Source organism: Pseudoalteromonas sp. SG45-3, from assembly GCF_014164075.1.
In the GTDB taxonomy this organism is placed as follows: Bacteria; Pseudomonadota; Gammaproteobacteria; order Enterobacterales; family Alteromonadaceae; genus Pseudoalteromonas; species Pseudoalteromonas distincta.
In genome coordinates this window covers 136,612-158,522 of the sequence record NZ_JACJEN010000003.1, presented here as the reverse complement: position 1 = coordinate 158,522, position 21,911 = coordinate 136,612, and the positions used below count along the sequence as shown (strand labels likewise).

Below are 21,911 nucleotides of genomic sequence, written 5' to 3'. Positions count from 1 at the left end.
TTTGTGAAAGAAAATAAAAAGGCTCAAATAAATTTGAGCCTTAAAACATTGTTTAAAAATTACTATAAATTATATTTCAAATTTGTAGTTAAATTTAACACCTACCGTAAGCGGGCGATTAATGTAATGGCCGTAGTTACGTTGTATATCGGCACCATTTGCTGATGTTATATCGGCATCTGAACGACGAACGGATGTAACTGCGTATTTGTTGAATAGGTTATCAACATATAGGGTAGTTGACCATGCATCAGCTGTTAATTTAGCTGATATATTACTTAAGCTGTAACCTGGTAGTGTTTCGCCATTGTCATGCAAGCCAACTCTTGTAATTACATCGCTTTGCGCGGTTAAACCGTAGTTAATATCAAGCGTTTTGTCGTTAAATACATCTGTTTGATAGTTTACACCCATTGAGAACTGATGCTCTGGAGAGCCTGGTAAACGGTCGCCGTCTTCTGCGCCATCGGTACCATCAGCATTAAACAAAAATGGTGCATCTGATGTTAGCTCTGCTTTTGTATAAGCATAGGTTGCATAAACTGAAAACGAGTCAGATAAAATGGCACGGGTAGATATTTCAATCCCTTTTGCGTTAGCGCTACCTGCGTTAGATAAGTACGGTAGTTGGCCTACATCAGTAGCGCCCGCAATTTGTGCATCATCCCAATCTACGTTAAATAGCGCGGCGTTAAAATGAAGTTGGCTTCTAAACCAGGTGCTTTTAAAGCCTAACTCGTAGTTTGTTGTTGTATCGGCATCGTAAAGCATTTCTTCTGGACTACCACAACCTGCTTGGTTAGCTGGTAATGGATCAGGACACGGTGCTAAACCATTTGAACCGCCGATTCTAAATCCTTCACTTACCGTTACATAGCCCATGACTGAATTTGTGAATTGGTATTTAGCATTAAACTTAAAGAGGCTGCCGTTATCGTCAGCTTCATTTTTTTCAAAGTTTAATGAAATAGCATCAGGTGCTGCGTCATCAAATAAGGTATTAAATAATGGAAAATCTACAGCTGACTCAGATTCAACGTCGTATTGGTATAAACGCATACCTAAAGTTACGTCTAGTTTTTCTGTTACTTGGTAGCCTATTTCGCCAAATAAAGCTGATTCTGTTATTTCGGTACGATCTACCGAGAAGTACTCAAGTTGATCTGGGCGAGACTGCGAAGCGCCAAAGTTTTCTACTGCAAAGTCACCAAAGCCAGGCGTAAACTCTTTACTAGAAGCATCCGTTTCTATTTTGTTGTAAAACGCACCAACAATCCAGTTTAAGTCACTATCGCCTTGCGATACTAAACGCAGCTCTTGGGTGAAGGTGTCTTCTTCTTCAATCTCACGCGTGAAAGATGAAAACGAAGGAAACTCTTCATAGCCGTAATCAAGACGAATAAGTAAGTCTGTTTGGTCGCGTTGGCCGTCGGCATCAAAGCTCGAAATACCAGTAGCCGATACCAGCTCTGCAAAACCTAGGTCGGCTTTTAGCTCAAGGCTTAGTAATTGATCTTTTTTCTCGCGAGGCTCTTCAAAGCGATAAGCCGATTCGTATTTACCTATTACGTCGCTTAAACCGTTGTTTGAATTAAGGCTGTTGTAATGAACAATCGAGCGGCCTTCGCTGTCTTGGTTTTGGTAAAAGTAGTTAAGCGTACCTTCAAACGATTCATTTGGTTTAAAGCGAACAGAAATACGACCTGTAGTGGTGGTTTCGCCGTTGGCGTCTTTTACATTTTTAAGGTTGTTACTAACTGCTGAGCTATCGCTCCAATCTGGATCTGGCAACGATACGCCAGGCTCACGTACTACGTAGCCGTAATCGATAAAACCCGGATCTTCATATACGTTTAAGCTGGCGCGTACTGCTAATTTATCTTCAATAATAGGAAGGTTAAATATAAAACCGCCTTCGCCACCTAAAGAGTCACTTTCTTTTGTTTGAAACAGGTCGCCGTAAACTTCAAGCGATGTAAAATCAAGCTCAGGCTGTTTAAGCATGTAGCGAATTGCACCGCCTAATGTGCCTGCACCATAAAGGGTGCCTTGTGGCCCAATTAATACTTCAACACGCTCAATATCTACTAGGCGCATATCTACCGAAACTGGAATTTCGTTTATATAAGTAGATACTGTGCCGCCATCTGACGATGGACCAGAAGAATTTGTATTTAAACCACGAACAATAATAGGCGAGCCTGAGCGGCCACCTTGATCAGTAATTGTTAAACCAGGTACCCAGCGTGCTACATCCGCAAGCTCATTGATATTTTGATCTTTCATAATATCTGCATCAAGAGCGGTAATATTTAGCGGTGCATTTTGCACAGAGCCGCTGCGCCTTGTTGCTGTAACTTCAATTACTTCGAGTGATTTGTTTTTAGCGGCAACTTCTTCTTGAGCAAGAGCGGCATTTGGTAATAAAAATACGCTAGAAACAGCGCTCGAAATAGCCAAGGTTAACAAGCTTGGTTTAAACATAAAAAGTGATCCCCAGTTCAAATGTTTTACATTAGTAAATTAAGTTAAGTAGTTTATCAGGGAGTGAAGTAGCTGGGAATATTTAAATTGAATTTTAATTCACTTTTATAGAATAAATATGGCTTATTTTCAGGGTTTTTATTTGGTTAATAGGCAATACAAGCAATAGCTTAGTGGAATTAGGTACAGTTAGGTTAAAAATTACACCCTTGTTTAAAGGTAAATAGTCATTCATGTTTTAAAGCTGGTGTTATGACGTGCTCGTTAAACAGATTATTACATTAAAATTAATATTTCATAATGTCATTACTTATACTTTTATTAGCACTATTAAAGTGTGTTTTTATCCCCATTATGAGTGATAGTCGTAATTATAAGTGACTGCATAAGCTTTTGAGTGAGCGTGTTTGATTGCCGCTTCGTATTCTCTTTTTTATTTTGTCCGCACTTTTTTGTGCGTGTTTTTAAGGATTAACAATGAGCCAACTATTTTCGCCTTTATCACTTGGGCAAGTATCGTTAGATAACCGTATTATTATTGCCCCTATGTGCCAGTATTCAGCCAATAATGGCGCTGCTAGTGATTGGCATACTATTCATTTAGGCCAATTGAGTTTAAGTGGTGCAGGGTTACTTATTTTAGAAGCAACAGCAGTAAACCCAGAAGGGCGTATTAGCTACGGCGATTTAGGGCTTTGGAATAACGAAACCCAGCAAGCACTAGGCAAAAGCCTAAAAGCAGTAAGGCAATACAGCCCTATGCCTATTGGTATTCAGTTAGCGCATGCTGGACGCAAAGCATCGACTGAAAAACCATGGGACGGTGGCGATGCCATTGCACCTGATGATGTAAATGGCTGGCAAACGCTCGCACCTTCGGCAATTGCGTACGACGCTAACAGCCCAGTGCCAAAAGCAATGAGCCAATCTGACATAGATTCACTAATTAAAAATTTTGTAAGTGCAGCTAAACGCGCTGATGAACTCGGCCTTGATTTAATCGAGCTTCATGGTGCGCATGGTTACCTGTTACATCAATTTTTGTCGCCACTTTCAAACAAGCGAGATGACAACTACGGTGGCAGCCTAGAAAACAGAATGCGCTTATTACTTGATGTGTTTAAAGCGGTAAGAGCGGTATTCCCCAGTAATAAAGCAGTGGGTGTGCGTATTTCGGCAACCGATTGGGTTGAAAGTGGCTGGGATTTAGATCAATCGATAGTGCTTAGTAAAGCGCTTGATGAACTAGGTTGTGATTTTATTCATGTAAGTACGGCGGGCCTAAGCCCAGAGCAACAAATACCAGTTAAACCTAATTTCCAGGTACCGTTTGCAACAGCCATAAAAGAAGCAGTTAAAATGCCTGTTATAGCGGTGGGTTTAATTACACAGGCGCAACAAGCCGAAGATATTATTAGTGAGCAGCAAGCCGATGGCGTAGCACTAGCGCGTGGTATTTTATATAACCCGCACTGGCCGTGGCATGCAGCTGCAGAGCTTGGCGCTACAGTAACTGCACCTAAACAGTATTTACGCTCAAGCCCACATGGGCAGCCATCACCAATAAAATAAAGTTTAGTTTTTTTGTAGAAACCCAACCCGCGTTTGCGGGTTGGGTTTTATTATTTTTATAAAGTAGAGACACACATGACCCAAACAGGCGTTTCAGCGCAACCCCTTAGCAATACACTCGTTACTATTATTGCTTTGTGTTGCGGTCTTATTGTTGCCAATATTTATTACGCTCAACCTATTATTGAGTTACTTGCCCCAGAAGTTGGATTAAGTGCGCACAGTGCTAGCCTTATCGTATCGCTTACACAAATAGGCTACGCTTTGGGGTTGTTTTTTTTAGTACCACTAGCTGATTTAGTTGAAAATAAAAAGCTTATGTTGGTCACTCTTGGTGTGTCGTTTTTGAGTTTAGTGGGTACGGCACTTGCTGATTCACCTAATGTAATGCTTATTTTGTGTTTGATGATAGGTATAAGTTCGGTTTCTGTTCAGGTGCTTATTCCACTTGCTGCGCATTTATCGTCTGACGAAAAACGCGGACAAGTTCTTGGTAATATTATGGCGGGTTTGTTGTTAGGTATTTTGCTAGCAAGACCTATATCGAGCTTAATAGCCGATCACTTTGGTTGGCGCGCCGTATTTTACTTTGCAGCAGGGTGTATGGTGTTTATTGCTGGTGTAATTTATTTTGCTATTCCAAGTAGGCAACCAACCCATAAAACAACGTATTTTAAGTTATTAAAATCGCTGAAACAATTAATGATAAGCCAGCCAGTGCTGCGCCAACGTTCACTTTTTCAAGCGTTAATGTTTGCATCGTTCAGCTTATTTTGGACGAGCGTACCGGTTGTGCTTGCCCGTGAGTATGGTTTATCCCAATCAGAAATAGCATTGTTTGCACTAGTGGGCGCCGCAGGTGCTGTAGCAGCTCCCATTGTTGGGCGTTTGGCTGATAAGGGCTATACGCATCAGTTATCGTTACTGGCCAAACTCATTGCAGCACTGTGCTTTTTACCAAGCTTATTTGAGTTACCTTACGGCATTATAGTATTGGCATTAACCGGTGTGTTTATTGATTTTTCTGTGCAGGCCAATATGGTATTGGGTCAACGTGCAGTGTACGCGCTAGAGCCACAAAGCCGTGCGCGTTTAAACGCTATTTACATGACTAGTATATTTGTAGGTGGCGCAGTAGGCTCGCTTATTGCCAGCCCACTATATGAAGCAGGCGGTTGGACTGGTATTGCACTGGTGGCTACCGGCATGCCGCTTATTTCGTTGATTGGTTATTTGCTTACAACTAAAAAGCGAAGTAAGGCTGTGAGTTAAAAAATTACCGGATAAAACACAATAAAGTCACCATGTTGTGTGGTGACTTTATTTAGCTTATTTGGTAGTTAATTAAGTAGCCTGTTTTTTTGCGTTTGAAAACGAGCTACCAACAGATGCAATAATCACAAGTAAAATAGCGAGCCACTGCCATAAAGTAAGTAATTCACCCAGTATAATAAACCCTGCGAGCGAAGCTATTGCAGGCTCTAAACTCATCATTACGCTAAACCCTTGTGAAGGCATGTTACGCAGTGCAACCATTTCAAGTGTGTAAGGCAGTGCGCTTGATAAAATAGCAATACCAATACCCAGTGGGATAATTTCCCACGTAAACGCGGCGCTTTGCATAATGCCACCGTAAGGCACTAGCACTATAGCGGCAACAGTCATGCCCAATGCGACAGTGGCTCCACCAGAGCTTTGTGTGCCGGTTTTTTTACCAAATAATATATAACCTGCCCAACATGCACCGGCACCAAGCGCAAGCGCTACACCTAATGGATCAAGGCTATCTTGCCCGCTCATATCTGGAAGCAGAAGCAAAATACCAGCAATAGCACAGGCAACCCAAAATAAATCACGTTTGCGGCGTGATGAAAATAAGGCAACAGCAAGCGGGCCTGTAAATTCAAGTGCTACACCAATGCCTAGTGGAATGCGTTCAATAGCGTAATAAAACAAAATGTTCATGCCGCCTAAACTTAAACCATACACAATTATAGGAATACGATTACCCGTAGTGGGTAAGTGTTTCCAAGGTTTAAACACTAAGCAAAGTATAAAGGCAGAAAAACCAAGCCTAAGGGCCGTCGTACCCTCAGGGCCAACAATTGGAAAAAGCTGTTTTGCAAACGACGCGCCCGTTTGAATGGTCATCATGGCAAGCAATACACACACGATAGCCAGTAAATAACTTTTTGAAGATGCTTGCATTTTTATCCTTGAGTTGAGTAACTCTATCAATTAGTTATGTAATGCAGGGAGTATAAAAGCTAAACCCACCCGATATTAATGGCGGCATAGTATCTTTTTTTAAATTTATAGGTAAGTGTTTGCGACCAAAAATAACGTAATAAAAAGTATATTAAATAGGGAAGGTAAATAAAGTAAGAGGTAAAGTTAGCAAACAGGCGTTTGCTAACTTTAATCAGTTGGTTAAAAGGCCTTAGTGGGCACTTTTATTAACTAAGCCATCAAGCGAGTAGAGGCCTCGTTTTTCATCATTTTTGCGTTTAATTTCTTCAAGTGCACGCGATTCTACAGCGTCAAATAAAGCATTAATTAAGCGGTTAAAATGTTTGTGCATTGCACTGCGCGCTGCATTTGCATCATGCGACTTTAGGGCTGTATAAATAGCGGTGTGTTCATCCATAACGCACTCGTTATTGTTTTTACACACACTGCCATAGTCAGCAACAATTTGTGGATTTGTTAAACGTAAATCCCACAAGTTAGACACTGCAAATTCAAGTGCTTTATTACGCGTTGCTCTAGCTATAATTTCGTGGAACTCACGATCGGCTTGCTCAACATACAGGCCTTTTTCCATAGCAATTAATGTTTTATTTAGTTGCTCTAGTTCTTCTTCTGTAATGCTTTGAGCAGCTAGAGCGGCAATTTCGCCTTCAATTAATGCGCGAGCTTGAGTAAGTTCAAATGCACTGATCTCTTTTGATTTTATAGATGCATTTTTTTGTTCTACTACGTAAACACCAGAGCCAGTTTTAACTTCAACTCGGCCACGTACTTCTAATGCGATAATAGCTTCTCTAATGGTAGGGCGGCTTACATCAAACATTTCTGCAAGTTCACGTTCAGGTGGTAAACGACTCCCAGCAGAAAATTCGCCTTGATTTATTAAAGACTCAATTTTATCAACTATGCGCCAAAATAAGCGACGATTACCCATACTTTACCTTCATTACCTTAAGGAATAATGGCCTCTGGGGCCTATAAGTCAAAACCAACTGTTAATATCAGAGGTTACCTTAAAATTCACTATTATGTCAAAATTCTAACGCGATGTTAGGGTTAAAAACCACTATACACCAACGGTTGCATTCTTGTATTACCAATTTAGTTTAAAATAATGTAATTGGCCAGCTTGATTGGTAATGTTTTTATGTGTTAGGTTAGATTTAAGGTTATTGAGTAATAAATATTGGTAATAAACCGAGTTGGGTTGTCAGGTTAAGTTTGTTGTAGAAGTATTTGATTGCCCATGGATGGGGATCGCTATTTTAAAGTGTTTTGTAAAATGTGTCGTTGTACGAGAGCTATTTAAGCTTTCTTCTGGGCGTTAGCTGTCGTTGGTTAACGCCCATATTTTATTTAATTAGTCGTTAGGGTACACAACCCCAAGCTGTCTGCGCGCTTCATCAAGAACGCTCATTACGTTACTGGCTAAAATGTGCGTATTAACAGGTGACTCAAGGATATTTTGCTTCACTAATGACATGAAATGCTCAACTTCGTATTTCATAAAGTGCTCATCAAACGGCTGGGATATAATCTCTACATCACCATTATTAGCAATAAATTCCACTTTTTTAAGTTGCGATACGGCTTCTATACGTATGCGCCCAAGCTCGCCTTGTATTTCGGTTATGTTGTCGCCTTGCGATATTTTGGAGTAACTAATAACGGCTTGTTTATCTGCATAGTTTAGTAATACATCCCCCGCACCATCTACACCAGTATCGAGCAATACGCCACTGGCACTCACGCTTTTTGGTGCCCCCCAAAGTGCAATTAATAAATACAGCGGGTAAATCCCTAAATCAACTAAAGCACCATTTGCAAACTCGGGTAAAAATGTGTTTGGGCGTTCTCCATTTTTATACTTATCGTAACGCGATGAGTATTGACTGTACTGGCCAATATATTTACGTGGTGTGCCAATTTTTACCATTGCCTGTTGTAGCTGTTCATAGTTAGGCAAGTGAGAGGTCATCATGGCTTCCATGTAAAGGCGCTGATGCTTTTTTGCTGTAGCTATAATGCTTGCAAGCTCTTTAGAATTGGCAGCTGATGGTTTTTCGCCAAGGACATGTTTACCCGCTTCTAGACACATAACGGCATATTGTTTGTGTAAGCTATTAGGGGCGGCTATGTAGACAGCATCGACATTTTGATCTTGGCAAACTTGCTCGATTGAGGTGAAAATTTTTGCTTGTGCATTTTGTGGGTGTTTGGCTAAAAATGCTTCGCCGCTAGATACTGCGCGCGAGCACACCCCATATAAATTAAAATCGTTTAACGTATTTGCAGCGGCTAACAATGTGTCGCTAATAAAATTGGTGCCAACAATAACAAAGTTCATGCTCACTCCTTAGCTTAAATAAAAATAATAAGAGTATTTAGTTTAACATTTTTTTAGTTCTATATGCTCGAGGAGAACATCCAAACCAGCGTTTAACATTAACACTTAGTGTTGCTTGTTCCTGATATCCTAAAAGCTCAGATATGGTTGAGATTGTAAATTGGTTTTGCGCTAAATAGTGTGCAGCTAAAGCGCGGCGAGTGGCATCTTTTAGTTTTACAAAACTCGTATTATGTTTGATAAGTTCTCGATGCAGAGTACGCGGGTGCATACCCAGCGCAGCTGAAATAGTTTGGTTACTACATTGATAAATAGGAAGCATAGGCCTAATTAGCGCACTAACTTGGTTGGGCAACGGTTGTGTGTGTTCTTTGTTTTTTGCCAAGAAGTTTAGCGCTGCTTGTACTTTATTTAGTTTAGGGTGATCAAGCTCAAGAGTTAAATTACTTTTTGAGATTACAATGCCAGCGCTGTTGCGATGCTCTATAACGTTACAACCAAAGTAAGTGTTATAGGCACGAGTATTAGTACTTAACTTTTTTGGCAAAAATATATTAATTGGTTTGCAGCGGTTATTACTCAGCTTTTTAATAACAGCTAATGCTAAACCAATGGTTAGCTCAATGACTTGGTTTATGTGCGGTAATGGTTTTAAATTAATTTCGAATGATAAAAACAAGCTTTTATCATTCTCTAAAGGGTGCGAATTTAAGCTAAGTGCAGGGCTGTGTAAGTGAAGGTATTTAATAACCCAATTAAGTGCATCACCTAAATTAGTACTACTTTTGGCAGCTATTGCAATATGTCCTAAAATATCAAAGTTTTGTCTACTTGCGAGCTTAAGGCCAAAACTAGAGCAATTGAACTTACAAGCACAGTATTCTAAAAGCTCAGCGTAATCTCGATAAGGTAAATATTGGTTGTCGAGATTTTTAAAGTCAACGTTACTAATATTACAGCTTTGCATTATTTCATGCGGATCGCCGCCAAATTCGCTAATTAGCGTGTCTATACCTTGTAATGACGTGGCTCTGATTAGGCTGCTCATGGTTAACCCCAAATAAGTGATGTCTAAAAATATCAAGTTTTATTGGGTTTTTCTATGCACTATTACTGTTAAGGCCGTTTAAAACTTTTATTAAGGTAAACCATGAACAATACAACATTTGATTACATTGTGATTGGCGCAGGCAGTGGCGGCTGCGTTATGGCATCGCGATTGTCTGAGGATAAAAATGTCAGTGTGTGTTTAATTGAAGCTGGCGGCAGCGATAAAAGTGCATTTGTGCAAATGCCAGCTGGCATAGCAGCGAGTGTGCCTTATGGCATAAATAGCTGGCATTACAATACGGTGCCACAAAAAGAGCTTAATAACCGCTGTGGTTTTGTGCCGCGCGGCAAAGTATTGGGTGGGTCAAGCTCTACCAATGCAATGGTTTATATTCGCGGTAACAAATACGATTACGACCAATGGGCTGCTAATGGCAATACGGGATGGGATTTTGAGAGTTTACTCCCGTACTTTATTAAAGCTGAGAACAATAAAGCGTTTATAAATAATGAGCTGCACGGAATAAAAGGCCCGCTACATATACAAGAGCTAAGTAACCCAAGCAATGTAAACCAATATTTTTTAAATGCCTGTGCTGAGCAGGGCGTTAATTTAAGCGACGATATAAATGGCAAAGAGCAAAGCGGCGCGCGTTTATCGCAGGTAACTCAGCACAATGGCGAGCGTTGTAGTGCAGCAAAAGCATATTTAACACCGTATTTAAACCGCCCGAATTTAACGGTATTAACCCATAGCCACGTTAATAAAATAAATGTAACCAATAAGATAGCGCAAGGTGTGCAAATAGAGCGCAATAAAGAGGCTATTAATTTACGTGCTAAAAAAGAGGTAATACTCAGTGCTGGCGCTATTAATTCGCCGCAAATATTAATGCTTTCGGGTATTGGCCCAAAAGAGCAGTTAAGTGCACATAACATTAAGGTTCAGCACGTACTTGAAGGTGTTGGCGCTAATTTACAAGATCACTTAACGGTAGTGCCACTTTATAAATCAAAAACAAGTAAAGGCACATTTGGTATAAGCCCGCATGGCATTGCCAGCATTTTAAAAGGATGCGTTAACTGGTTTAGTAAACGAGAAGGGCGATTAACCAGTAATTTTGCAGAGTCGCACGCGTTTATTAAATTATTTGAAGGCTCGCCAGCGCCCGATGTGCAGCTAGAATTTGTAATTGGGCTGGTGGACGATCATAGTCGTAAATTACACACTGGGCATGGTTACAGTATACACAGCAGTATTATGCGCCCTAAAAGCCGAGGCACGATTACATTAGCAGATAACAACCCGCGTAGTGCACCGCTTATTGACCCTAATTATTTAAGCCATCCAGATGATTTAACTGTAATGCTTGCTGGTCTTAAAAAAACACTCGCTATTATGCAAAGCAACGCTTTTGATAACATACGCGGTAAAATGCTCTACTCGCTTGATATAAATAATGATGATCAGCTAATCGAGTTTATACGCCAAACTGCAGATACCGAATATCACCCGGTCGGGACATGTAAAATGGGGCAAGACTCAATGGCAGTGGTAGATACTAATTTACGAGTACACGGGGTAAGTAACTTACGCGTAGTTGATGCGTCGATTATGCCTACTATTATTACCGGCAACACAAATGCGCCGGTAATTGCGATTGCTGAAAAAGCGGCTGATTTAATTAAACACGCAAGGAAGTAATTAAATAAACAGTAGTAGGGCTATTAATTAGCTATAAAACTCATTTAGCCATTGTTGCCAATCGCTTTCAAGATGCAGCATTTGCTGATGCTTTTTAGCGTTTAGATGCTTGGCTTCGTCCTCGCTTGCCACATAAGGCCCAACGCGGCATAGGGGGCAATGGTTAGATGTTAAGTATGCAGGCTTTGTAAGGCGTGAGCTTAATTCGCTAGTATGTTTATCGAGACTTTTTGGGCTGAAAACGTAAGTTATGCCGCTTGTGTCTTTAACGTGTTTGTCGCGGTCAACATTACGAATTTTATAACCTTCAAAATGGCTAATATCAAATGGGATTTGGCCTAAGTAATCTGCGGTTAAACCGTTATTTAAACTCCCCTCTATATTCCATTCTCGATAAGGTTTTACATCCTTTGAGGTGATGTAACAAAGCATTGGCCCATTTTTATCAAGCGCGTATTCGTTAGCGTATTTAATAAATTGGTGCAGTAAAGCGCGGTTTAATACGTTCATACTGGTTTGGCGCGTGTTGTTTTCAAACGCTTCTCGGCCAACAAATGCAGGTATAAGCGGAAACTGAAAAATAACCACATCAAAGCTGTGCTGGTTTTCACTTAGAGCTTGCCAACATGCATGGTTTGTTACATCAAAACTATTAAGTACCTCAACGTTATGCGCTTTTAAGTTGCTAAGTGCATTGTGCTGGTATTTTTGCTCAATAGTAGTTTGGTCATCGTAAGTGGATGCAACCAAAGCTTTTGGCGATAGATGAGTGTAAATAGCGTTCGAAAACGATAAATCGCCATCGCCTACGGTGAGTATTCGCCATTGAGGATTTAAATACATATTTTATTTAGCGTTTATGTTTGTAGCAGTATTATTTATATCGCTATTTGTTTGTGAGTCTTTTGCTAGTAAACGATGAAACGCAAGTCTGGTTTTTAACCCTTCAATAGCGATTTGTTTAATAATAAGATTAAAGGTAATTAAAATGGCAAAGGCAATATGAATAGGGCCGTGAGTAAATCCTGCATCTGTATCGTACAGTGTTAAACCGAATAGCAAAAATAAAACGACTAAAAATATTTCGAGTAATTGACTTGAATAAAAGCTTAAACGACCTTCGCTTTTATGATCTTTTTTAATGCGAATAGCACAAAAAAATGGGATCACTTTGATTTTAAATGCAGCGTTTTTTTCTACGTAGTTTTCGCCAAGTTCGTCGAGTTGTTGGCGTAGTTGGTCAATCATGGTGTGTCCTCAAATAGCAGTGCGCGAATATTACCTTATTACCACGCAATATTTAAGTTTACAGCTGTTATTTAGGGTAAATACTCATACCAATAGTAAGGATATGACACACAAACACAACAGAGGTAAGTACAAAGCGCATTTTTTGATAATCTTTATGATAGGTTTGCCATTGCGGCGTGGCTTTTTCAAATATAAGTACTAACCAAAAACTAGCACCTAAACAAGCGAGTGCCCACTCAACAGGTAAAAATGATAAAAATGGTATAGGTATTACAGGAACAACAGCTTTTATCGCATTGCTATAAGTTTGCTCTCCGGCGCGCCATAAGTTACCCGCCATAAATGCTAAAATGGCGATACTGTAAAAAGTAAAAAACTCCAAGTTAAGGCTATTACTGCCAAACATGAGCGGCCAACCTACACACCCTAAAAACGGGATTAAGCCTAGGTAACCTAGCTGTATATGGTTAACAAATTTTTCCATTACGGTGTGCCTTATATTTAATGACTTATCTGAAGCGCGGCTATTGTAGCAGTATTGCGATTAGCGGTCTTAATAATTCGCCAGCGTTTACAATTCAAATAATGCTTACGATAACAATGATTACATAGTTCAACCCAAAAAACCGATTGTTTTAATCTAAACAATCAATTTTATTTAATTTCCCATTGGCCTTATTGTATTAATCAAGCCAACGCAGAAGGTCGTTTAAAACGAAAGCGTTGATTACTTTTAAAATACATAAACACAGATGAGGAAATACCATGAGCACTTCATTAATCAATACAAAATTACAACCATTCAATGCAACCGCTTACCACAACGGTGACTTTGTAGAATTGTCTGAAAAAGATGTTCTAGGTAAATGGTCTATCTTCTTCTTTTACCCAGCAGACTTTACATTTGTATGTCCTACCGAATTAGGTGACCTTGCAGATTACTATGCACAACTTCAAGAAATGGGCGTAGAAGTTTACTCAGTATCTACTGACACTCATTTTACTCACAAAGCATGGCATGACACGTCAGACACTATCGGTAAAATTACTTACCCAATGATTGGCGACCCAACAGGGCGTATTACACGTAGCTTTGGTGTAATGATTGAAGAAGAAGGTTTAGCACTTCGCGGTACATTTGTAATGAACCCAGAAGGCGAAATTAAAGTAATCGAAACTCACGATTTAGGAATTGGCCGAAGCGCTAAAGAACTAGTTCGTAAAGTACAAGCTGCACAATACATTGCAACTCACGATGGTGAAGTTTGCCCTGCATCTTGGCAGCCAGGTGAAGACACACTTGCACCTTCACTAGATTTAGTTGGTAAAATCTAAATATAGGTTTACCCACTTTTATAAGGGCAGGTAACTGCCCTTAAATCAACGAACATTCGTTTGTTGGTGCCTCCTATATCAATATACTTGTTTAAGCACATGCATTATTTGGCATGGGAGGCTTGCTGTTTAAATTTTCCTAAAAGGGTTAAGCCATGTTAGATAACAACATAAAAAATCAATTAAAAAGCCATTTCGAATCGCTTACTCAACCTGTTGAGCTGCTTATTGCCTTGGATGACAGCAAAAAATCAGCAGAAGTAGAAAGCTTAGCAAACGATTTAGCCTCACTAAGCGATAAATTTACTGTAATAAGCAATCCTGATACAAGCGCACGTCGCCCGTCAATGGTTGTACATTCGCCTATTAAAAAAACTCATGTTACGTTTGCAGGCGTACCTATGGGTCATGAATTCACAAGTTTAGTGTTAGCACTTTTGCATACTGGCGGACACGCAAGTAAAGCTAAAAGCGAAGACATTGAGCAAATACAATCGCTTACTCAAGAGCTGAACTTTGAAGTATACATAAGTTTAAGTTGCCAAACGTGCCCGCAAGTAGTGCAAGCACTTAACACTATGGCAGCGACAAACAGTAATATTAAAGCCACCATGATTGACGGTGCATTATTTCAAGATGAAGTAGAAGAACGAAATATTTTAGCTGTTCCGGCTGTATATTTAAATGGCGAACCATTTAGCCAAGGTGCACTAAGCCTTACTGACATACTTAATAAAGTAGATAGCAAAGGGGCTGCTAAACAAGCAGCAGCGCTAAGCGAAAAAGACGAGTTTGATGTACTGGTAGTTGGTGGCGGCCCAGCGGGCGCGTCGGCTGCAATTTACTCAGCACGAAAAGGGTTAAATACAGGCATTGTTGCTGATAGATTTGGTGGACAAGTTGCCGATACACTAGCAATAGAGAACTTTATTTCGATTAAAGCGACTGAAGGGCCTAAATTGGTTGCCCAGCTTGAAGAGCACGTTAAAGAATACGATGTAGATGTAATGCATAATCAGCGTGCAGCGGCACTTGGTTATAACAATGGTTACGAAATTACACTAGAAAATGGCGCAGTACTTAAAGCTAAGTCGCTCGTACTTGCAACTGGTGCACGCTGGCGCGAAATGAACGTACCAGGTGAGCAAGAGTATCGTGGCCACGGTGTGGCATATTGCCCACATTGCGACGGCCCTTTATTTAAAGGCAAATCTGTTGCTGTAATTGGTGGTGGTAATTCAGGTATAGAAGCGGCAATCGATTTAGCTAATATTGTGCAAAGCGTTACGGTACTTGAATTTGCAGACACACTACGAGCCGATGAAGTGCTTATTCGTAAAGCTAAAAGCATGGCTAATATTACTATTATAAAAAGTGCACAAACAACCGAAGTACTTGGTGATGGTAAAAAAGTAACTGGCTTAATGTACACAGATAGAGTGTCGGGGGAGAGCAAAGAGCTTGAACTTGCCGGTATATTTGTACAAATAGGCTTAATACCAAATACCGAGTGGTTAAAAGACAGCGACCTTGAATTAAGCAAATTTGGTGAAATACTAATTGATGCTAAAGGCGCAACTTCATTACCAGGCATTTATGGCGCGGGGGATGCAACCAATACTCCGTTTAAACAAATTATTATTGCAATGGGCAGCGGTGCAACAGCAAGCTTAGGCGCATTTGATTATTTAATTCGTCACTCTGAAGAAGCTGATCAAAGCGCTGCTTAATGTAATTAGTAAAAACTCTCTTGATATAACAGCAAGGCTACACCCATAGCTGTTTGTTAACCCAAGCCGCCCTTCTCCAAAGGCGGCTTTTTTAATGCTTAAGAATTAGCACACGATTTAATCGCACCCACCACCAGAATCGCCGCCGCAATTTGTATAAGAATGTGATGAGTTACTGCTAGAGGAAGCTGTTGAGTCACTGCCAGTATAAGCAGATGATCCACGTGATGACTTAGCACTGCTAAATGTTACTAACAGCAATACGCCTGATACGATAACTATTGTTATTGATGAGCTCCATTGCCCAGTGGAAACGCCTTTAAATACTGCAACAATAAGGACAGTTAGTAATATAGTTCTAATTATGTTTTTCATTGTTAATGCCTTATCTAACTATATTTAGCACGCGGTTAAGTGTGCAAAGCTAATATTTTTAAAGCTTTAGTAATTGCGCCGCTGACGCAATAGCGACTTCTAAAGAATGCATTTTAAACGGTTTTGAAATAAACATATCCATACCAGCTTGTTTGCACGCTAATTTATCTTGCGATGAAGTATTGGCTGTAAGGGCAACAATATAGGTTGAATCGTGCGGACAGATACTTTTTGTTCGCAGTTGTTTTGTAGCCTCAAAACCATCGAGTATAGGCATAATACAATCCATAAAAATAAGGTCGTAATGCTTTTGCTCGCATTTAAATATGGCATCTTGCCCATCTACTGCAAAGTCTGGCTTTATATTGAGTTTATTAAGCGACGCATCAAGAACTAGCCTGTTTATGTCGTTGTCATCCACCACTAAAACAGAAAGCTTAGAAGCGTTAATGTTTATTTTTGATAGCGGATTTAGCTCTACTTTTTGCTCTTTACCTAGCTCTATAGGGATACTTAGCGAAAAAGTAGTTCCCTGATTAACTTTACTACTGACCTTGATTGTTCCACCCATGTACTCAACAAGTTCTTTAACTATTGCGAGGCCAAGTCCTGTGCCTCCTTTACTGTTTTTAGCATCTACTTCTTGAGTAAAAGGGGAGAATAAAGATTCAAGAAATTGGCTAGTCATGCCTCTTCCCGTATCGGCGACTTTAATGTTTAGCGTTAATTTATTATTGTTATTAATCACAGACGTGTGCAGTTTTACACAACCACGCTCAGTAAATTTTAACGCATTACTTAATAAGTTGGAGGTAATTTGACTTAGGCGTGTGTTATCGCAATATGCCCAGCAGCTATCAGAAATTTCATTTTTTACTTCTAGTTCTACATTGCTGTTTTTAAATAACGGGGTGTACAAAGAAATGAGATCAGTAAATGTTGTATTTAATAAAACATCCGTGGGTTCTAGTTTTAACTCACCGTGGTTAATTTTAGAAAAATCGAGTACTTCGTTTATTATGCTCAAGAGTATATCTGCGCTACGCAGCGCGACTTTTATTTTTTCGGTTCTCTTTTGTTCGTTATGTTCATCTATTAACGTAGTAAGCATGCCCGTAATGCCATTTAGCGGTGTTCTAAGTTCGTGGCTTATTTTTGCAAAAAGCATGCTTCTATCTTCGAGTAATCGCTCGGCTTGTTCTTGTTTATTTTTAAGCTCTTCTCTTAAAGCCACTGCTTCGGTAATATTTTGAAAGGTACCAAACAAACGTACACAGGTATCACCGTCAAATTCGGCTTCACCAAATGTAGATACCCAAATGGTCTGATTTTTGGCTGTAATAATTTCAAGCTCTAGATGCCACTTTTCGCCGTGTTGTATAGCAAGCTCAACTGCTTTACTTATTTCGTCTCTGCTTGTACCTTCTTTATAAAAGTTAACTGCAGATTCAATTTCAGGCTGATAGTTTTCATCAACTTGATGGATTTGTTTAGTTTGCTGACTCCAATAAATTTTATTATTAGCAAGGTCAACTTCCCACGTGCCTATATTTGCTATGCTTTCTAGTTTTAATAAGCTATTGCTGTTTTTTATTAATTTTTCTTTAGTGATGCTGCGAGCTAGTTCTGCCCCTAACCACTGCGCAAATAGCTCAATATAGTCGTAGGCGGCATCTGTAAATACTGGAGATTGATTGGCAGAAGAAAAATTTACAGTTCCAAATATATCGGTACCTATTTTAATAGGTGCCCCAATATATGACTCAAGTTTAAAGTTTGCATAGCAAGGATGGTCAGCAATTGCGCTTTGTGAGACGTTATGAAATGCAAGTGCAGAACCCGCAGTAAGAGTGTGTACACAATAGGTGCCATCTAAATCAAATTGAGTACCTATTTCTAATGCATTATCTGGCGTAATGGCATGTAGCACGGTATAGCAGTTTTTCTCGACCTTACTAATAATAGCTAAATCAAGGTTAAACACTTTAAGTCCAAATGCTAGTAGCTGATGGGTTTTTTCATCAAAGTCTAAGCTTTGGTTAGATACTATGTCGTGAAATTGCCTAAGAAAATTCAATAGTAAATATCCTGTTGGTTTTAGAACTGAGTCTATAGCTTGATAAAGCACTAGTTTAACAAAAAAATTAAATATATTTAGTTAATTATTACTTTATATAAACTTTCTCTAATTAAGCACAACTGATTTAAACACAAACTGCGAGTAAGTTGCTCGCAGCTTATTGTGTATATTAGTAGGTTGAGTTTGGTGTGTACTCAGGGTTGATATCGCCGTCTACTTCCTCTGGGTCAACATCGTTAATAAGCAGTGTTTCACGTACAGCTTCAATGTGATCAAGTACGCTTTGGTAGCGCTCGCCATATTCATACTTTGTCACTTCAATCGCTTTAGGCATGTAAGTAAAAGCTATTTTTAGGGCGTGGAGTGCTTCTTCGTTTATTTTTTCGCTCATAATGTTCTCTTATGTGTAGGCTATAGCTAACCTGAGTTCTGAATAATAAATCTATCTCAAGCAGCTTTTTTAGTGCTAACTGCGTTGAATTTCCTTGCAATAGACCAGCTATTGACGCGTAAATTTGCCTTGTTTTCACCAAAAATTTCTAGCTAGAGAGAGACAGACTTAAATATCGTTATTATTTACAGTGTTTTTAAATCTCTTAACCAGAATTTAGGTTAGTTAGTAAAATAACACCAAATACGATTCGGTAAAGACCAAAACTAACAAAAGTGAAATTTTCTAGAAAGCGTATGAATAGTTTAATAGTAAAATAAGCAACTATAAAAGACGTTAAAAAACCTACAGCAAGGGCAGTTAGGTCATCTAAGCTAAACAGTTGGTAATGTTTAAGTAAGTCGTACCCTGAGGCTGCTGCAAGTACAGGTAAACCAAGTAAAAATGAAAATTCAGCGCTGGTTTTTCGGTTTAAACCACACAACATGGCACCAACAATAGAGCTCCCAGCACGACTAGTCCCCGGAATTAACGCAAATACTTGTGCTACGCCAATCCAAAGTGCTTGTTTATAAGTAACTTGGGTTACATCGGTAGTTGTGCAGTGAGCCTCTTTATAACTGCGCTCTAATAGTAAAAAGATCACACCGCCTACAATAAACATAACACCTACTACTGGTACGCTAAACAGTGTTTTTATTACATCACTAAATATAAAACCAATAATACCCAAAGGAATAAATGCAATGGCAACTTTCACCCATAAATTGAAATATTTAGGGCTAAACTTGTCTTTATAGTTGGCTAGTACCGCCAAAATGGCGGCAAGTTGGATAATGACTTCGAAGGCGAGGTTAGTGTCTGTTGATTCAATGCCTAACCACTTTGACGCTACAATTAAGTGCCCAGTTGATGATATGGGTAAAAATTCTGTTATACCTTCAATAATACCTAAAATAATCGCGTTAATTATATCCACGGTTTACTGCTTCCTGAAAAATTAAAAAGCCCGAACTCGGCTTAACTGAAATGACGCATTACTGCGTACCTAAATTGCGAGGCGTAGCATAAAAGCTCTTAAAGCAAACCAACAGTATTTTTAGACTTAATGTGTTTAATAAATTGCATTAAGTGTTAAATGCACAATATAATAACAATTGTTATCATTTGCATGTGATGTTTTGTATATGTTTGGGCAAATTTAATGAGCGAATAATGAATAATAAAAAAACGTTTACAGCTACACGGCGAAGGCACCTAATTGCATGTGTGCTAGCGCTAATTACTGCGGTAATAATGATTCCGGGTATGACAACTTATTTACCGTTTCAAATGAATGAACAAATATTACTGCCTATTTTACTCTTTCCTGTTATTTGGACTGCGTTGTTTATTTATTCGTATTTGGCGCAAAAGGTATGGCAACCGTTTGTTGTAATGATTGCACTGTGTGTATTACATGGTTTATTGAGTTTTTGGGCGTTAACGCAGGGGCAGGGATGAAGTCGATTATTTTAAAAAAGCTATTTTTATTACATAGCTGGGTAGGAATTATTACTGCGGTACTGCTATTTATTGTTGCATTTAGTGGGGCGTTAGCAGTTCTGTCGCGACCTGAGTTAAAAATATGGGCTAATCCAGAACTACAATCTAGCCAACACGTTGCCAGCGCGCAAATTAATAGACTAGTAAACGAATATCATAAACAAGTACCTAGTGAATTTGGCGAAAACATTCATGTGTTTTTACCAAGTGGGCATAACTTTCATTTATTAACGTTGGTATTTGAATCTCACCATGGCGATGAAAATTACGACCAAGAGGTGGCTAGAGTATTTCAATTTCATCCCAATACACTGGTGCTGGAAAATACTTACTATGGGCCTAGTAAAGAGTTTTACGCCAATAAAAAAACCGATGCGCCAACTTATATAGGTGAATTTCATGCAGATTTGCATTTAGGGCGACCAATTGGGTTAATACTCACTGGGTTTTTAGGTTTAACGCTTTTAGTAAGTGCAGTGACAGGCTTGTTTATTCATCGCAAATTGATAAAAGAGCTCTTTACGTTTAGGCGAGATAAAGGGTTAGATATTGCAATAAGCGATGCTCATAAGGTTATAGGTATTTGGGGCAGCGTATTTAATATTGTGATTGGTTTTACAGGATCATTTTTAGGACTCGCGACTATTATTTTACTACCAGCAGCTGCGTTTGTGAGCTTTGGTGGCGATCAAGATAAGTTAATAGAAACGTTTACCGCCATTCCTGAGCCTGTAGTTAGCCACATTAAGCAACCTACAAAAATAGACACTATTTTAGAGCATGCTCATAGTCGTTACCCTGAAGCAATAATTAGAGATGTCACAATAATGGCGCATAACGATGCGAATGCGCAGGTATATTTGCGTTTGTTAGGTGGCGAGGCTGTTGCTTCTCAGTTACTACATTATCAAGGCAATGGTGAGTTTGTACAGTCGATGAGTAGTTTTGGTGATATTTCAGGTGTTTCGATAAAAGTAATTGAGTTGATGTTTCCGCTGCACTTTGGGAACTTTGCAGGGGTGTTTGTAAAATTACTTTGGGTATTGCTTGGCTTAAGTACTGCGCTTTTACCTATTTCGGGCATGATGATGTGGCTAGCAAAGCGTACACGTGGCAGTAGCCCGTCGCTGAGTGTGCAGGCATATGCACGCTGGAATCGTTTTATTATTGGTAGTTGTGGAGGCTTGGTATTAGCAAGCTTTGTGTTATTTCCTTTGCAAGTTGTACTTAATTATACCGTTATTGGTGTGGCGCAAAATAGCTTTTTTGGACCCGTGTTTTTTTATACGTGGTTGGCATGGTTACTCTTAAGTGTATTGCCTATAGGTTATAAAAACTATTTTAAGCTGACTCTTTTGCTATGCGGCGCTTCGCTTGCTTTGGTGCTGCCGCTCAATATTATATTTGGCGTGAGCAATGTTATTAACCTTAATAGCTCGCTTGTCGCGATAGTAGATATAAGTTTTATGGTGGTGGGTATCGCGTGTATTTTTGGTGCCTTAAAAATAAAAAACACACAAAAATTACAAGCAGAGGTACAACCCGCATGAACGAACTACTAATTATAATTGCCATGGTAAGTCTATTATTAATGATGCTTAATATACGCAAAAACACACTCACAATACCCACTAAAGCTTTTTTATGTACACTGCTATTTAGTTTAGCGCTGATATGCTTTATGAGTGTTTATGGTATTTTAGGCGGTGCAATATGCACCGTTGTAGGAGCTATGTTAGCAGGGTTACTAACTGCAGTTATTGCGGGTAAAGCGCCGCAATTATTAGGGTAAAAAA

At 39.4% G+C, this 21,911-nt stretch carries 20 protein-coding genes; 8 read left to right on the top strand and 12 right to left on the bottom strand.

What is annotated here, in order from left to right; translation table 11 throughout:
- Window positions 1-69: 69 nt before the first annotated feature.
- Window positions 70-2,484, bottom strand: a complete 2,415-nt coding sequence (locus H5126_RS05210) for a TonB-dependent receptor (protein ID WP_182695401.1) — start codon at window positions 2,482-2,484, stop codon at window positions 70-72.
- Between the two features lie 477 nt (window positions 2,485-2,961).
- Between H5126_RS05210 and H5126_RS05205 the strand changes: the two genes are divergently transcribed.
- A complete protein-coding gene (locus H5126_RS05205) occupies window positions 2,962-4,056 on the top strand; it encodes an NADH:flavin oxidoreductase/NADH oxidase (RefSeq protein ID WP_182720912.1) in 1,095 nt (364 codons plus the stop codon).
- A 75-nt stretch (window positions 4,057-4,131) separates the two neighbouring features.
- On the top strand, window positions 4,132-5,328 hold the full coding sequence (locus H5126_RS05200; protein WP_182720126.1) for an MFS transporter: 1,197 nt from the start codon (window positions 4,132-4,134) through the stop codon (window positions 5,326-5,328).
- Between the two features lie 72 nt (window positions 5,329-5,400).
- On the opposite strand, the gene H5126_RS05195 is transcribed toward H5126_RS05200, so the two are convergent.
- The 4 genes from H5126_RS05195 to H5126_RS05180 all read right to left on the bottom strand — a co-directional run bounded on the left by H5126_RS05195 (window position 5,401) and on the right by H5126_RS05180 (window position 9,701).
- A complete protein-coding gene (locus H5126_RS05195) occupies window positions 5,401-6,264 on the bottom strand; it encodes a DMT family transporter (protein WP_002960588.1) in 864 nt (287 codons plus the stop codon).
- Between the two features lie 232 nt (window positions 6,265-6,496).
- Window positions 6,497-7,240, bottom strand: coding sequence for a FadR/GntR family transcriptional regulator (locus H5126_RS05190; RefSeq protein WP_002960591.1), 744 nt, complete (start codon window positions 7,238-7,240; stop codon window positions 6,497-6,499).
- A 426-nt stretch (window positions 7,241-7,666) separates the two neighbouring features.
- Window positions 7,667-8,653, bottom strand: coding sequence for a Gfo/Idh/MocA family protein (locus H5126_RS05185; RefSeq protein ID WP_182720127.1), 987 nt, complete (start codon window positions 8,651-8,653; stop codon window positions 7,667-7,669).
- A 37-nt stretch (window positions 8,654-8,690) separates the two neighbouring features.
- A complete protein-coding gene (locus H5126_RS05180; RefSeq protein ID WP_182720128.1) occupies window positions 8,691-9,701 on the bottom strand; it encodes an AraC family transcriptional regulator in 1,011 nt (336 codons plus the stop codon).
- Window positions 9,702-9,803: 102 nt separating this feature from the next.
- On the opposite strand from H5126_RS05180, the gene H5126_RS05175 reads away from it, so the two are divergent.
- Window positions 9,804-11,408, top strand: a complete 1,605-nt coding sequence (locus tag H5126_RS05175; protein ID WP_182720129.1) for a GMC family oxidoreductase — start codon at window positions 9,804-9,806, stop codon at window positions 11,406-11,408.
- Window positions 11,409-11,435: 27 nt separating this feature from the next.
- Here the strand turns inward: H5126_RS05175 and H5126_RS05170 are convergent, their stop codons facing one another.
- The 3 genes from H5126_RS05170 to H5126_RS05160 all read right to left on the bottom strand — a co-directional run bounded on the left by H5126_RS05170 (window position 11,436) and on the right by H5126_RS05160 (window position 13,143).
- Entirely contained in the window at window positions 11,436-12,251 is an 816-nt protein-coding gene (locus tag H5126_RS05170) for a class I SAM-dependent methyltransferase (RefSeq protein ID WP_182720130.1), read from the bottom strand.
- 3 nt (window positions 12,252-12,254) lie between these two features.
- Entirely contained in the window at window positions 12,255-12,656 is a 402-nt protein-coding gene (locus H5126_RS05165; RefSeq protein ID WP_002960599.1) for a hypothetical protein, read from the bottom strand.
- Between the two features lie 67 nt (window positions 12,657-12,723).
- A complete protein-coding gene (locus H5126_RS05160) occupies window positions 12,724-13,143 on the bottom strand; it encodes a DUF3429 domain-containing protein (protein ID WP_182692533.1) in 420 nt (139 codons plus the stop codon).
- A gap of 281 nt (window positions 13,144-13,424) precedes the next feature.
- Here H5126_RS05160 and ahpC point away from each other — a divergent pair, with 281 nt between their 5' ends.
- Together ahpC and ahpF are read left to right on the top strand one after the other, a co-directional pair.
- On the top strand, window positions 13,425-13,994 hold the full coding sequence (gene ahpC / locus H5126_RS05155; RefSeq protein ID WP_002960601.1) for an alkyl hydroperoxide reductase subunit C: 570 nt from the start codon (window positions 13,425-13,427) through the stop codon (window positions 13,992-13,994).
- A gap of 155 nt (window positions 13,995-14,149) precedes the next feature.
- Complete coding sequence (gene ahpF / locus H5126_RS05150; protein WP_182720131.1) at window positions 14,150-15,724, top strand: alkyl hydroperoxide reductase subunit F; 1,575 nt, start codon at window positions 14,150-14,152, stop codon at window positions 15,722-15,724.
- Between the two features lie 117 nt (window positions 15,725-15,841).
- Here the strand turns inward: ahpF and H5126_RS05145 are convergent, their stop codons facing one another.
- From H5126_RS05145 to H5126_RS05130, 4 genes are all read right to left on the bottom strand, one after another.
- The gene (locus H5126_RS05145; RefSeq protein ID WP_182720132.1) at window positions 15,842-16,099 is read right to left on the bottom strand and encodes a hypothetical protein; all 258 of its coding nucleotides are present in this window, start codon (window positions 16,097-16,099) and stop codon (window positions 15,842-15,844) included.
- A gap of 58 nt (window positions 16,100-16,157) precedes the next feature.
- Window positions 16,158-18,176 carry an ATP-binding protein gene (locus tag H5126_RS05140; RefSeq protein ID WP_182720133.1) on the bottom strand — a complete coding sequence of 673 codons (2,019 nt, stop codon included), beginning with the start codon at window positions 18,174-18,176 and terminating at the stop codon, window positions 16,158-16,160.
- A gap of 172 nt (window positions 18,177-18,348) precedes the next feature.
- Window positions 18,349-18,570 carry a hypothetical protein gene (locus H5126_RS05135; RefSeq protein WP_002960604.1) on the bottom strand — a complete coding sequence of 74 codons (222 nt, stop codon included), beginning with the start codon at window positions 18,568-18,570 and terminating at the stop codon, window positions 18,349-18,351.
- A gap of 205 nt (window positions 18,571-18,775) precedes the next feature.
- On the bottom strand, window positions 18,776-19,549 hold the full coding sequence (locus H5126_RS05130) for an undecaprenyl-diphosphate phosphatase (protein WP_182692529.1): 774 nt from the start codon (window positions 19,547-19,549) through the stop codon (window positions 18,776-18,778).
- Between the two features lie 236 nt (window positions 19,550-19,785).
- On the opposite strand from H5126_RS05130, the gene H5126_RS05125 reads away from it, so the two are divergent.
- Genes H5126_RS05125 through H5126_RS05115 form a run of 3 tightly spaced genes read left to right on the top strand, consistent with a single transcriptional unit; the run spans window position 19,786 to window position 21,907 of the window.
- Window positions 19,786-20,073 carry a hypothetical protein gene (locus H5126_RS05125; protein WP_182711686.1) on the top strand — a complete coding sequence of 96 codons (288 nt, stop codon included), beginning with the start codon at window positions 19,786-19,788 and terminating at the stop codon, window positions 20,071-20,073.
- Complete coding sequence (locus tag H5126_RS05120) at window positions 20,070-21,665, top strand: PepSY domain-containing protein (RefSeq protein WP_182720134.1); 1,596 nt, start codon at window positions 20,070-20,072, stop codon at window positions 21,663-21,665. Before H5126_RS05125 ends, H5126_RS05120 begins: the two co-directional genes overlap by 4 nt.
- A complete protein-coding gene (locus tag H5126_RS05115; RefSeq protein ID WP_165723373.1) occupies window positions 21,662-21,907 on the top strand; it encodes a hypothetical protein in 246 nt (81 codons plus the stop codon). Before H5126_RS05120 ends, H5126_RS05115 begins: the two co-directional genes overlap by 4 nt.
- The last annotated feature ends 4 nt before the right edge of the window (window positions 21,908-21,911 follow it).